A 12925-nucleotide genomic window follows, 5' to 3' on the forward strand; every position below is an offset into this window, starting at 1 on the left:
GCCGCGAACCGGGCAGGTTCAAGGCGCCCTCGAACGCCTCACCGCCCGCTGTGCGGAGATCACCGCTGGACAGCCCCTGCATCCGCCCCGGGCCCCGGCGAACCGCTATGCCCTTGTTCCCCGAGAGCTCCCCATCGCAGCCTGTTGACCTGCTCTGTGACCGTCCGTCGAATCCTCGCCACGTTCTCGGTTCGTGTCCGACGACGGCCAACACCCGATCGCAACCTTCGACCGCATCCGCACCGCCCCGCGCACCCTCACCCCGGACACCGCATCAGCCCCCAAGCCGGCCGGTCCGACTCCTCAGCCACTCGAACCGAAACGTCGCTGGTGGAAGCGACGTGGCTGCTGCCGCCGAAAGACTCTCGGCGCAAAAGGGCTGTCAACGCGGCTTGACGTGGATCAAGCCCTCCTTCCTCTGGATGATGTACCGCTGCGGATGGGGCTCCAAGGACGGTCAGGAAACCGTCCTCGCCATCGAACGACCACATACGGGACGGGGACCTGACTGCAGCACGACGCCTCCTACCTGCAGAGCATTCCTAACCAGTGCCCGAAGGAGGGTTGGACCACTTGCACCAGTGACCAGGGCCACCAATTGAGATGATTTCTTAGGCCCGGGCCACGAAGAACTCCGCCAGCACCGGTGCGAGCGCGTCCGGGTCCACCATGTGGGTCTGGCCCTCCAGGACGCGGTACGTGCCCCGCGGCACCGACTCCGCGACCGCCCTGGTCGCCGCGCGCAGCCACGCGGGGCTCGCGCCGCCCGCGACCGCCAGGACGGGGACGGTGACCGAGGCCAGCCGGTCCCGGGGGACGAGACCGTCGCCCATGACGGCGTCGTCGTGGGCGAGGCTCGGGGCGATGGCCTCCATGCCGGGCCACATGGGGGACCGACGGGCGCCCTGGATCATCTCCTCTGCCATGCCGGTGAGGCGCAGGAACAGCTCAACCGCGTCCCCGCGCCGCCCCTCGGCCAGTGCCCGGCCCAGGCTCTCGGTGTACTCGGCGCGTTCCGCGGTGCCGCCGCCCTGGTCGGCGAACGGCGTCTCGTAGACGGCGACCTGACGTACCGGCAGCCCGGCGGCGGCCGCCGCCAGCACCAGCGCGCCGCCCGACGAGACGCCGTACAGCGCCGCGTCCCCGCCCGCCGCCTCGATCAGCGCGGCGAGGTCCTCCACCTCACGAGCCACCGAGTACGGCGCCGTGTCGCCGCTCTCGCCGCGGCCCCGGCGGTCGTAGACGATGACGCCGAAGCGGTCCGCGAGCCGTGCGGCCAGCGGTGCCACCGTGCCGCCCGTGGACATCGCCCCGCTCACCAGGACGACCGTCGGGCCCCGTCCGGTGTGCTCGTAGGCGATGGGGGTGCCGTCACGCGAGATGGTCTGCTTGTCCATACCGGTGAAGACTGCCGTCCGGCACCGGACTCATCGGGTCACGACACCTCCACTTCGTAGAAACAGAGGTGGTCCTTGATCGCGGCGACGTCCGGCTTGGGATCGGGATAGGACCAGACGAGGTCCGCCGCGTCGGGCAGCGACCAGTACGAGGCCGTGCCCTTGAACGGGCAGTACGTATGCGTGTCGGAGGGCGTCAGCAGGTCGAGCCGTACGTCCTCGGCGGGGATGTAGTACCGCACGGGGCTTCCCGTCTCGCGCAGTACGAGGGGGCGGTCGCTCTCCGCCAGAGTCCGGTCGCCGTGCACGACCCGGACGCGCCGGGTGCCCTGCTCGATGGTGATCGTGTGTCCTTCAGCCATGTAGGGAGAGCGCCTGGGGGCCGCCGGTTCTTCCCGCGTACGGTGACGGCATGCGTATCTGTGTCTTCCTCTCCGCCGCCGACCTCGACGACCGCTACACCCGACCCGCGCGCGAGTTCGCGGAACTGCTGGGCAAGGGCGGTCACACCCTCGTGTGGGGCGGGTCGGACACGGGCCTGATGAAGGTGGTCGCCGACGGCGTGCAGGAGACCGGCGGCCGGCTCTGCGGGGTCTCCGTGGACTTCCTGGCCGCCAAGGCCCGCGCGGGCGCCGACGAGATGGTGATCGCGCGCGACCTCGCCGAACGCAAGCGGCTGCTCCTGGAGAAGGCCGACGCCGTCGTCGTCATGGTGGGCGGCACCGGCACCCTCGACGAGGCCACGGAGATCCTCGAACTGAAGAAGCACGGGCACACCGACAAGCCGGTCGTGCTGCTCAACACCGAGGGCTTCTACGACGGCCTCAAGGAGCAGTTCCGCCGGATGGAGGACGAGGGCTTCCTGCCCCGCGCGCTCACCGACCTGGTGTTCTTCGCACAGGAGCCGGTCGGGGCACTGGCCTACCTGGAGGAGAGCCAGGGCGTCGAGTGAGCACCGGGTGATGCGAGCATGGCCGTCATGGCTACTCATGTGATCACCGGGGCCGGCTCCGGCATCGGCGCGGCCGTCGCCCGCCGCCTGCACGCACGCGGGGACGAACTCGTGCTGCACGCGCGCGACGCGGGCCGCGCGAAGGAACTGGCGGCCGAGTTCCCCGGGGTGCGGACGCTGGTCGGTGACCTGGCGGACCCGGACAAGCTGAGCTGGGCGTTCTCCCACCAGACCCTCCCCGAGCGGGTGGACTGCCTGCTGCACATCGCCGGGGTGGTCGACCTCGGCCCGGTCGGCGACCTGACCCCCCGGTCCTGGCACCACCAGCTCAACGTCAACCTGATCGCCCCCGCCGAGCTGACCCGCCACTTCCTGCCCCAGCTGCGCGCCGCCCGCGGCCACGTCGTGTTCGTGAACTCCGGCGCCGGCCTGAACGCCCACGCCGACTGGTCGGCGTACGCCGCCTCGAAGCACGGCCTGAAGGCACTCGCCGACTCCCTCCGCCACGAGGAGCACGCATCCGGCGTCCGTGTCACGTCCGTCTACCCCGGCCGCACGGCCAGCCCGATGCAGGCCAAGGTCCACCAGCAGGAGGGCAAGGAGTACGACCCCGCGCGGTGGATCGACCCCGAGTCGGTCGCGACGGCGATCCTGATGGCCGTCGATCTGCCGCGGGACGCGGAGGTCAACGACCTGACGGTGCGACCGGGGCAGTGAGCCGGGCGCGGCCGCGGGCAGGGCTCATCGGCCCGTCCGGCGTCTGACGGCGGGGCCGTTCGGGCCGAAGCGCGGGTCCGGGGGGCGGCAGCCCCCGGGCACCGGACACCCCGGATCCGGCCCGCCCGCGGAGCCGTACGCTTCCGGGGTGAGTGAAGACAAGCAGTTCAGCTTCGGTCCCGCGACCGGTGTCGGCTCCATGCCCGGCGGCGACGCCCGGGAGACCGCCAAGACCGTCACGGGGTCCCTCGAGGACTTCCCGTACCTGCCCGAGCTGCCGGCCCGCGGTCCCGGCGCGGACATGATCGGCCGGACCGCCGGGATGCTCGTCGAGCTGTACGCGCGCGTGGAGCCCAGCGGGTGGCGGCTCGGCGACCGGCCGGGGCGGGACACCAAGCGGGCCAGGTCGTGGTTGGGCCAGGACCTGGACGCGCTGGAGGAGTTCACCCAGCAGTACGAGGGGCCGTTGAAGGTGCAGGCGGTGGGTCCCTGGACGCTGGCCGCCGCGCTGGAGCTGCGCAACGGCGAGGCCGTCCTCTCCGATCCCGGTGCCTGCCGCGATCTCGCCGCCTCCCTCGCCGAGGGCCTGCGCCTCCATCTCGCCGAGGTACAGCGCCGCATCCCAGGCGCCCGGCTCGTCGTCCAGCTCGACGAGCCCTCCCTCACCGCCGTCCTGCGCGGCCAGGTGAAGTCCGCGAGCGGCTACCGCACCCACCGCGCCGTCGACCGGCAGGTCGTGGAGGCCACGCTGCGCGATGTCATCGGTGTGCACGACCAGGGTCCGGCCGTGGTGCACTCCTGCGCCCCCGACGTCCCGTTCGCCCTGCTGCGCCGGGCGGGCGCGGCGGCGGTGTCCTTCGACTTCGCGCTCCTCACCGAGCGTGACGACGACACGATCGGCGAGGCGGTGGAGGGCGGGACGCGGCTCTTCGCCGGTGTCGTCCCCGGCACGGACGGCCCATTGTCGGACCCTGCCGGTAGCGTCATGGGTGTCAGAACGCTGTGGCGCAGGCTGGGACTGCAACCGGGGCTTCTCGCGGAGGCGGTCACGCTCACCCCGACGTGCGGACTCGCGGGGGCGTCCCCCGAGTACGCGCGCAGGGCGCTCGCCCACTGCGTCCTGGCGGCGAGATCCCTCGCGGACAACCCAGAGTAACGGGAGGACGACACGGTGGCCGGCGACAAGCAAGCGGAGACGACGGTGCCCGCCGAGGCACGGGAGAAGCACGCGCAGCTCGCTGAGCAGATCGAGGAGCACCGCTTCCGGTACTACGTGAAGGACGCCCCCGTCGTCAGCGACGCGGACTTCGACACCCTCCTGCGCTCCCTGGAAGCGCTGGAGGAGGAGTACCCCGAACTGCGCACGCCCGACTCGCCGACCCAGAAGGTCGCGGGGGCGTACGCCACGGAGTTCACGTCGGTCGAGCACCGCTCGCGCATGCTCTCCCTCGACAACGCCTTCAGCGACGAGGAACTGGCCGCCTGGGCGGAGCGCGTCGCCAAGGACGTGGGCACCTCCGAGCACCACTTCCTGTGCGAGCTGAAGGTCGACGGCCTCGCCGTGAACCTCACCTACGAGCACGGCCGCCTCACCCGCGCGGCGACCCGCGGCGACGGACGCACCGGCGAGGACATCACGCCCAACGTCCGTACGATCGCGGAGATCCCGGACCGGCTGACCGGCGACCGCGTCCCGGACCTCGTGGAGATCCGCGGCGAGGTCTATTTCCCGATGGAGAAGTTCGCGGAGCTCAACGCCCGTCTGGTGGAGGCCGGCGACAAGCCCTTCGCCAACCCCCGCAACGCGGCGGCGGGTTCGCTGCGCCAGAAGGACCCCCGCGTCACCGCGAGCCGCCCGCTGCACATGGTGGTCCACGGCATCGGCGCCCTGGAGGGCTACGAGGGCCTCACGCGCCTCTCCCAGGCCTACGACCTCCTCAAGACCTGGGGCCTGCCCACCTCCCCGCACAACAGGGTGGTCGACGACCTCGACGGCGTACGGGAGTTCATCGCGTACTACGGCGAGAACCGGCACTCCGTGGAGCACGAGATCGACGGGGTGGTCGTCAAGCTCGACGAGATCCGCCTCCAGGGCCGCCTCGGTTCCACGGCCCGGGCTCCCCGCTGGGCCATCGCCTGGAAGTACGCCCCGGAGGAGGTCAACACCAAGCTCGTCAACATCCGTGTGGGAGTGGGCCGCACGGGCCGGGTGACGCCGTACGCCCAGGTCGAGCCGGTCACGGTGGCCGGCTCCGAGGTCGAGTTCGCGACCCTGCACAACCAGGACGTGGTCAAGGCCAAGGGCGTCCTGATCGGGGACACGGTCGTGCTGCGCAAGGCCGGTGACGTCATCCCGGAGATCCTCGGCCCGGTCGTCGACCTGCGCGACGGCAGCGAGCGCGAGTTCGTGATGCCGGCCGAGTGCCCCGAGTGCGGGACGCCGCTCAGGCCGATGAAGGAGGGCGACGTCGACCTGCGCTGCCCGAACGCCCGCGGCTGCCCCGCCCAGCTGCGTGAGCGGCTGTTCTATCTCGCGGGCCGCAAGGCACTGGACATCGAGCACTTCGGCTATGTCGCCGCGGCGGCGCTGACCAAGCCGCTGGAGCCCGCCGACCCGCCGCTGAGGGACGAGGGCGACCTGTTCGACCTGACCATCGAGCAGCTGCTGCCCATCAAGGCGTACGTGCTCGACCAGGACAGCGGTCTGCCCAAGCGCGACCCGAAGACGGGCGAGGAGAAGGTCGCCACCGTCTTCGCCAACCAGCAGGGCGAGCCAAGGAAGAACGCGCTGGCGATGCTGGAGAACATCGCGGCCGCCAAGGAGCGCCCGCTCGCCCGCGTTCTCACCGGCCTGTCGATCCGTCATGTGGGCCCGGTGGCGGCCGAGGCGCTGGCGCGCGAGTTCCGCTCCATCGACCGGATCGAGCAGGCCACCGAGGAGGAGCTGGCGAACACCGACGGTGTCGGGTCGATCATCGCCGCCTCCCTCAAGGAGTGGTTCGCCGAGGCGTGGCACCAGGAGATGCTGCGCAAGTGGAAGGCCGCCGGCGTCCGGACGGAGGACGAGGGTTCCGGCGAGGACGAGGGCCCGCGCCCGCTCGAAGGACTCACCGTCGTCGTCACCGGCACGCTCGAGCACTTCACGCGTGACGACGCCAAGGACGCGCTCCAGAGCCGCGGGGCGAAGGTGACGGGTTCGGTGTCGAAGAAGACGGCGTTCGTCGTCGTGGGTGACAACCCGGGCTCGAAGTACGACAAGGCGATGCAGCTCAAGGTGCCCGTCCTGAACGAGGACGGCTTCACCGTGCTGCTGGAACAGGGGCCGGAGGCGGCGGCCGAAGTCGCCCTGCCGGTCGAGGAGTAGCGGTGGAAGGCCACCCGATCGGCGCATACCAGATGCATACGGGTGGCCGGGGTTCAATCGGGCAACCGTCGACGACCGCTGCCCGTGAAAGCCTTCTGCGGCCTACTGTTGAGATGTGCGCCCGCCGTGCCCAGCTGCGGTCGGGGCATCCCCGTGCTCCTGGTGAGCCACGGAAGGGCTTTTCGACGCGGCGCCGTTGATGGTTGTCGGGCATCGGGTCGCGTGGCGTGGGCACCGCCGGCTGTGAGAGGGACGGGAATGGAACCGACCGAGAGCGCCGCTGCGGACTCACGGCTGCGCCTGTGCCGGGTCACCGGCGCCTGGCGGGACAGCAGACGCAGGACGAGGTCCGCGGCGCTCGACGGCGCGCAGGGGCGCTCCACCGGCCGGCGCACCACCGTGGACGGCCACGGCCCCGCCCGGAACCTCGTCGTCGACAGCCTCGGCCGGACCGGCCGAGGCGCCGAGCACCCGTCCGGCCTGCCCGGGACCGAGTCCGAACGGCACCTGTCCTGGCCCGCGCTGCGCGCGGGTGTCGTCACCGCCGCCGGGTTCGTCCTGGGCGCCGGCTTCTACCGCGCCTTCACCGGCAGCCACGCGCTCTTCCCCTCCGGCACCGTCGGCTGGTCGCTGGCCGTGCTGACCGGCATCATCGTCGGCCACCTGGTCATGCTGGGCCGCGCCCGCTGGTGGGGCGGCACCGGCTCCGGCGGCGCCCTCACCCTCGCCGTGCTGCTGCTCTACGGCTGGGTGCCCGCCGGAATGGTCAGCCTCACCGTCGTCGTCCTGGTCGGCATAGCCCGGCGCCACCGCTGGCGGCAGGGCATCCTGCACGGCGCGGTGGACATCCTCGGGATCGGCGCCGGGGCCCTGGTGCTCGCCGCCTTCGGGCGCGTGCCGTCCGTCGAGAGCCCCTGGAACCCCGACACCTGGACCTTCTACACGGCCCCCGAGGTGGTGCTGGTCGCGGCCGCCTACCTCGCGGTGACCCGCGTCCTGCTGTGGTACCTGCACGCACCCCGTGGCGGCGGACTGCCCACCGTCGCCCGCACCGCCCTGGTCAGACAGGGCCTGGTCGCGATCGCGCTGCTCGGCATCGCGCCCCTGGTCTGCGTGGTCGCCGTCGCCGAACCGATCCTGCTGCCGCTGTTCTCCATCCCGCTCGTCGCCCTCGACTCCACCCTGTGGATCGCCCGGGCCCGCGCCGAGGAGCAACTGCGCGACCCGCTGACCGGCCTGCCCAACCGTCAGTGGCTGCTGGAACGTATCTGGACGGCCCTGGACGACGCCGAGCGCATCGGTGCCCGCTCCGCCCTGATGCTGATCGACCTGGACCGTTTCCGCTCGGTCAACGACACCCTCGGCCATCTCGCCGGCGACCGGCTGCTCCTCCAGATCGCCGACCGGCTGCGGGTGGCCCTGCCGCGCGGGGCGGAGGCCGCGCGGCTCGGCGGCGACGAGTTCGCGGTGTTACTGCCGGTCGCCGACTCGACCACGTCCGCGACCCGCGTCGCCCGCGGTCTGGTGACCGCCCTCAGCTCCCCGCTCGACCTCGACGGGCTCACCCTCGTCCTGGAGGCCAGCGCGGGCGTCGCCGTCTTCCCGGACCACGCCCTCGACGCCGAGGGGTTGCTGCGGCGCGCGGACGTCGCCATGTACCAGGCGAAGCGGGACCGTACGGGCGTGGAGGTCTACGAGTCCAAGCGGGACTCGAACACCCCGGACCGGCTCGGGCTGCTCGGCGATCTGCGCCGGGCCCTGGACGCCCACGAGGTACAGCTGCACTACCAGCCCAAGGTCCGCTTCGACGGACAGGTGGCCGGCCTGGAAGCCCTGGTCCGCTGGGTGCATCCGGAGCGCGGAAAGGTCCCGCCGGACGAGTTCATAGCGATCGCCGAGTCCTCGGGGCTGATGCCTCATCTGACGGAGTACGTCCTGGAGACGGCGCTGGCGCAGGTCGCCCAGTGGCGCGCCCAGGGGCTGTACGTGCCGGTCGCGGTCAACGTCTCCCCGCGGGACGTCCACACACCCGGTTTCGCCGGCTCCGTCGCCGCCCGGCTCGCCCGGCACGGTGTCCCGGCCGGGGCACTCCAGCTGGAGATAACGGAACACGTCCTGCTCGAGGACCCGCAGCGCGCCGCCGACACCCTCGCCGCGCTGACCGGGCACGGGGTGAAGATGTCGCTGGACGACTTCGGCACCGGTTACTCCTCGCTGGTGCATCTGCGCCGGCTGCCGGTCAGCGAACTGAAGATCGACCGCTCGTTCGTGGCCCGGCTGGCCGTGGACACGGAGGACGCGGAGATCGTCCGCTGCACGGTCGACCTCGCCCATTCCCTGGGCCTGCTGGTGGTCGCCGAGGGTGTCGAGGACGACGAGACCTGGGAACGCCTGCGCGACCTCGGCTGCGACGCCGTACAGGGCTGGCTGGTCGCCGCCGCGATGCCTCCCGAGGAGACGACGGCGTGGCTGCGGGCGCGCGGGTCGCGCGGATGGCAGCGCCCGGCGGCGGCCCTGCCCGCGGCGGCCTCCGAGGAATGACCTTCCCTCTTCCGCCGGGGTGAGCCGTCGGCGGTGACCGTGGCCCGGAGCGGGCCCGGTCGCCGCTGTGCTCAGTCCGCCCCCGCCGTGAAGCGGCCGATCAGCAGGGCCAGTCGGCGGTCGTGCCCCGCCGCGGGCAGGCGTCCGCTGCGCATGAGGGTCACCAGTCCGTGCAGGCCCGCCCAGTACGTCTCGGTGAGCAGATCCGGGTCGTCGCCGTCGGCGACGACCGGCAGCACGGCGGTGTGCAGTTCCCCGAACGCCTCCCGGAGCGCCGCAGGTGCCTGTGCCGTGGCGAACGGCAGGTCCACCGTGTGCGTGAACATCGCGTCGTACAGGGCGGGCCGCCGCCGCGCGAAGGCGGTGTACGCCTCACCCACCGCCGCCAGTGCCTGCCGGTCGCCCCCGGCCGCCGTACGCACCGAGCGCAGCTCGTCGGCCAGCTCGGCGAAGCCCTGCACCGCGACCGCGGCCATGATGGCGTCCTTGCCCTTGAAGTGGCTGTAGAGGACGGGCTGGCTGTACTCGATCTCGGCGGCCAGCCGCCGCGTGGTGACCGCGTCCCAGCCCTCGGCCTCGGCCAGCTCCCGCGCGGCCGTGACGATCAGCCGCTCGCGTTCCGCTCGTTCGCGCTCCCGGCGCGTCTGGATCGACATGACCGGAATTCTAGCACTGCTAGTGTTCCTGTCGATGATCTGCTAGCTTCGCTCTTGTCCCTAGCGCTGCTAGCAAGGAGATCCGGCGTGACCATCACCGCGTACACCCTGGCTGTCGTGCTCGACCTGTTCGTCCTGTTCATCGGGGCCCGGTTCCTGTTCCAGCCCGGCCCCGCCGCCGTCGGCTACGGCGTGCCCGCCGAGCCGGCCGGGGACGCCGCCGCCTACCTCACGGTCAAAGGCCTGCGTGACGGCACGTTCGGCCTGCTGGGGCTGGCTCTTCTCGCGTTCGCCGGTGCCACCGCCGAGGCGTGGTTCATGCTCGCCGTGGCGATCGTGCCGCTCGGCGACACGCTGACAGTCCTGCGCAACGGCGGCACGAAGGCCGTGGCCTTCGGGATCCACTTCGCCACGGCGATGGTGGTGCTGATCAGCGCCGGGCTGCTCTTCGCGGTCTGAGGGAGTCCGCTGCGGCCGCCGGCGCGTCCGTGCCGGTCGCCGGAAACGTCCGGATCGGTCAGCCGTCGGCTCGTCCGGATCGATCAACCGTCGGCTCGTCCCTATCAGTCCCGAGCTCGGCCGTGTCGGTCGCCTGACCGCCCGCGTCCGTGTCGGTTCCTAGCTCGTCCGTGTCAGTCACAAGGAGGTTCGGAAATGTCGCTGCTCATCCCGAAGTTCGACTCGTCCGTGGTCGTCCGTGCGGCGGAGGCCGAGACGATCGGTGACGATCCCGTCGCCGTCAGGCTGCTGGCCGACAGCAGCGCGTCCGGCGGAGCGCTGTCCACCGTACGGGTCACCCTCGCGGAGGGCGCCGACGGCGCCCACCCGCATCTGCACCAGCGCTCCGCCGAGATGTTCTTCCTGCTGGACGGGGCCGCCGAGATCCTCTCCGGCGACGACGTCGTCACCGCGGAACGCGGCGACCTCGTCATCGTCCCGCCGGGCAGGCCGCACGCCTTCGCCGCCGGCCCCGGCACCGGCGCCGACATCCTCGTCGTGATCACTCCGGGCGTCGAGCGCTTCGAGTACTTCCGCCACCTCCAGCGCATCCGCCTGGGCGAGGCCGGCCCGGAAAGTCTGCTGGAGGTCCAGGACCTCTACGACAACCACTTCCTGCACAGCGAGGCGTGGGCCGGGCGCCGCTGACGAGGGCCTCCCGGGCCGGTCCGGGGGAAACCGTTTCACGTGCACACCGCCCGGCCCCCTAGGATTGGGGCCAAACCACTCTCACTCACCCCAGAGGAACGCTGCATGCCTGGCATCACGCGCGAGGAGGTCGCCCACCTCGCTCGGCTGGCGCGTCTGGAGCTGGAGGACGAAGAGCTCGACCACTTCGCCGGCCAGCTGGACGACATCATCGGCGCGGTGGCCCGCGTCAGTGAGGTCGCCGACCAAGACGTACCGCCGACCTCGCACCCGCTCCCGCTGACGAACGTCATGCGGGCGGACGAGGTCCGTCCGTCGCTCACCCCCGAGCAGGCGCTCTCCGGCGCCCCGGCCCAGGAGCAGCAGCGTTTCAAGGTGCCGCAGATCCTGGGGGAGGACTAAGACCATCATGACGGACATCATCAAGCTCACCGCCGCCGAGACCGCCGCGAAAATCGCTTCCGGCGAGCTCACGGCCGTCGAGGTCACCGAGGCCCACCTGGCCCGGATCGAGGCCGTCGACGAGAAGGTGCACGCCTTCCTCCACGTCGACCGCGAGGGCGCCCTCGCGCAGGCCCGCGCCGTCGACGCCAAGCGCGAGCGCGGCGAGAAGCTCGGCCCGCTGGCCGGCGTCCCGCTCGCCCTCAAGGACATCTTCACCACCGAGGGCGTCCCGACGACCGTCGGTTCGAAGATCCTCGAAGGCTGGATCCCGCCGTACGACGCGACCCTCACCAAGCGGCTGAAGGCCGCCGACGTGGTCATCCTCGGCAAGACCAACATGGACGAGTTCGCCATGGGGTCGTCGACGGAGAACAGCGCCTACGGCCCGACCGGCAACCCGTGGGACCTGACCAAGATCCCCGGCGGCTCCGGCGGCGGCTCCAGCGCCGCCCTGGCCTCCTTCCAGGCCCCGCTCGCCATCGGCACCGACACCGGCGGCTCCATCCGCCAGCCGGCCGCCGTCACCGGCACGGTCGGTGTGAAGCCGACGTACGGCGCGGTCTCCCGCTACGGCATGGTCGCCTTCTCGTCCTCCCTCGACCAGGGCGGCCCCTGCGCCCGTACGGTCCTGGACGCGGCGCTGCTGCACGAGGTCATCGCGGGGCACGACCCGCTCGACTCCACCTCCATCGACGTCCCGGTCCCGCCGGTCGTCGAGGCCGCCCGCAACGGCAGCGTCGAGGGCATGCGCGTCGGCGTCGTCAAGCAGTTCCGCGGCGAGGGTTACCAGGCCGGCGTCATCCAGCGCTTCGACGAGGCCGTCGCCCTCCTCAAGGAACTGGGCGCCGAGATCGTCGAGCTGGACTGCCCGTCCTTCGACCTGGCCCTTTCGGCGTACTACCTGATCGCGCCGTCCGAGTGCTCCTCCAACCTCGCCCGCTTCGACGGCCTGCGCTACGGCCGCCGGGTCGGCGACGACGGCACGCACTCCGCTGAGGAGGTCACCTCCCTCACCCGTGAGGCGGGCTTCGGTCCCGAGGTGAAGCGCCGCATCATGCTCGGCACGTACGCCCTGAGCTCGGGTTACTACGACGCGTACTACGGCTCCGCCCAGAAGGTCCGCACGCTGATCACGCGCGACTTCGAGAAGGCCTTCGAACAGGTGGACGTGATCGTCTCCCCGACGACCCCGACCACCGCCTTCGCGATCGGCGAGCGCGCCGACGACCCGATGGCGATGTATCTCGCCGACCTGTGCACCATTCCGACCAACCTGGCGGGTAACGCGGCCATGTCGCTGCCCTGCGGTCTCGCCCCCGAGGACAACCTCCCCGTCGGGCTCCAGATCATCGCCCCGGCACTGAAGGACGACCGCCTTTACAAGGTCGGCGCCGCCGTCGAGGCCGCCTTCGTGGAAAAGTGGGGTCACCCGCTGATCGAGGAGGCTCCGTCGCTGTGAGCAAGGCACTGTCCAAGGCCAAGGGCTTCAAGAAGTCCAAGTCCGGCACATACCTGTCCATGGCCACCACGGCCTTCGGTGCGATGGGTGTCGCCAAGCAGATCAAGAAGGCCCGCGCCGAGCACGACACACTGCGCCTGGTCGACGCCACGGTGTCCGCCGTCGCGATCGTCACCGGCCTCGCCATCCTTTACCGCGAGCTGAAGCGGCTGGGCGACGACGACGTCCTGCTGGGCTGAGAGGGAAGTT

General features: G+C 71.5%; 13 protein-coding genes and 1 pseudogene. 11 read left to right on the forward strand and 3 right to left on the reverse strand.

Annotated features, from left to right (window positions below):
* Positions 1 to 107 precede the first annotated feature (107 nt).
* A pseudogene (locus tag ACFV0T_RS23525) lies at positions 108 to 497 on the forward strand (DUF4291 family protein); the annotation flags it as partial.
* Positions 498 to 611: 114 nt separating this feature from the next.
* Here ACFV0T_RS23525 and ACFV0T_RS23530 read toward each other — a convergent pair.
* A complete protein-coding gene (locus tag ACFV0T_RS23530; protein ID WP_385782370.1) occupies positions 612 to 1397 on the reverse strand; it encodes an alpha/beta fold hydrolase in 786 nt (261 codons plus the stop codon).
* A gap of 38 nt (positions 1398 to 1435) precedes the next feature.
* Positions 1436 to 1759 (reverse strand): DUF427 domain-containing protein, encoded by a 324-nt coding sequence (locus tag ACFV0T_RS23535; RefSeq protein ID WP_385782373.1) that lies wholly within the window; start codon positions 1757 to 1759, stop codon positions 1436 to 1438.
* Positions 1760 to 1809: 50 nt separating this feature from the next.
* Here ACFV0T_RS23535 and ACFV0T_RS23540 point away from each other — a divergent pair, with 50 nt between their 5' ends.
* The 5 genes from ACFV0T_RS23540 to ACFV0T_RS23560 all read left to right on the forward strand — a co-directional run bounded on the left by ACFV0T_RS23540 (position 1810) and on the right by ACFV0T_RS23560 (position 8971).
* Complete coding sequence (locus ACFV0T_RS23540; protein ID WP_385782375.1) at positions 1810 to 2349, forward strand: TIGR00730 family Rossman fold protein; 540 nt, start codon at positions 1810 to 1812, stop codon at positions 2347 to 2349.
* An 18-nt stretch (positions 2350 to 2367) separates the two neighbouring features.
* Positions 2368 to 3066 (forward strand): SDR family oxidoreductase, encoded by a 699-nt coding sequence (locus ACFV0T_RS23545; protein WP_385782377.1) that lies wholly within the window; start codon positions 2368 to 2370, stop codon positions 3064 to 3066.
* Positions 3067 to 3214: 148 nt separating this feature from the next.
* Positions 3215 to 4222, forward strand: coding sequence for a methionine synthase (locus tag ACFV0T_RS23550; protein WP_385782380.1), 1008 nt, complete (start codon positions 3215 to 3217; stop codon positions 4220 to 4222).
* Between the two features lie 15 nt (positions 4223 to 4237).
* Positions 4238 to 6430, forward strand: a complete 2193-nt coding sequence (gene ligA, locus ACFV0T_RS23555; protein WP_385782383.1) for an NAD-dependent DNA ligase LigA — start codon at positions 4238 to 4240, stop codon at positions 6428 to 6430.
* 258 nt (positions 6431 to 6688) lie between these two features.
* Complete coding sequence (locus ACFV0T_RS23560) at positions 6689 to 8971, forward strand: putative bifunctional diguanylate cyclase/phosphodiesterase (RefSeq protein ID WP_385782386.1); 2283 nt, start codon at positions 6689 to 6691, stop codon at positions 8969 to 8971.
* A 71-nt stretch (positions 8972 to 9042) separates the two neighbouring features.
* Here the strand turns inward: ACFV0T_RS23560 and ACFV0T_RS23565 are convergent, their stop codons facing one another.
* Positions 9043 to 9627 (reverse strand): TetR/AcrR family transcriptional regulator, encoded by a 585-nt coding sequence (locus ACFV0T_RS23565; protein ID WP_385782389.1) that lies wholly within the window; start codon positions 9625 to 9627, stop codon positions 9043 to 9045.
* An 87-nt stretch (positions 9628 to 9714) separates the two neighbouring features.
* Between ACFV0T_RS23565 and ACFV0T_RS23570 the strand changes: the two genes are divergently transcribed.
* The 5 genes from ACFV0T_RS23570 to ACFV0T_RS23590 all read left to right on the forward strand — a co-directional run bounded on the left by ACFV0T_RS23570 (position 9715) and on the right by ACFV0T_RS23590 (position 12915).
* A complete protein-coding gene (locus tag ACFV0T_RS23570) occupies positions 9715 to 10086 on the forward strand; it encodes a DUF4267 domain-containing protein (protein ID WP_385782391.1) in 372 nt (123 codons plus the stop codon).
* A 195-nt stretch (positions 10087 to 10281) separates the two neighbouring features.
* Entirely contained in the window at positions 10282 to 10773 is a 492-nt protein-coding gene (locus ACFV0T_RS23575; RefSeq protein ID WP_385782394.1) for a cupin domain-containing protein, read from the forward strand.
* Between the two features lie 105 nt (positions 10774 to 10878).
* A complete protein-coding gene (gene gatC / locus ACFV0T_RS23580; RefSeq protein WP_385782397.1) occupies positions 10879 to 11175 on the forward strand; it encodes an Asp-tRNA(Asn)/Glu-tRNA(Gln) amidotransferase subunit GatC in 297 nt (98 codons plus the stop codon).
* A gap of 7 nt (positions 11176 to 11182) precedes the next feature.
* Complete coding sequence (gene gatA, locus ACFV0T_RS23585) at positions 11183 to 12676, forward strand: Asp-tRNA(Asn)/Glu-tRNA(Gln) amidotransferase subunit GatA (RefSeq protein ID WP_385782400.1); 1494 nt, start codon at positions 11183 to 11185, stop codon at positions 12674 to 12676.
* Entirely contained in the window at positions 12673 to 12915 is a 243-nt protein-coding gene (locus ACFV0T_RS23590; protein WP_385782403.1) for a hypothetical protein, read from the forward strand. Before gatA ends, ACFV0T_RS23590 begins: the two co-directional genes overlap by 4 nt.
* Positions 12916 to 12925 lie beyond the last annotated feature (10 nt).

Origin of the sequence: Streptomyces sp. NPDC059582 (genome assembly GCF_042735715.1) — a bacterium.
In the GTDB taxonomy this organism is placed as follows: Bacteria; Actinomycetota; Actinomycetes; order Streptomycetales; family Streptomycetaceae; genus Streptomyces.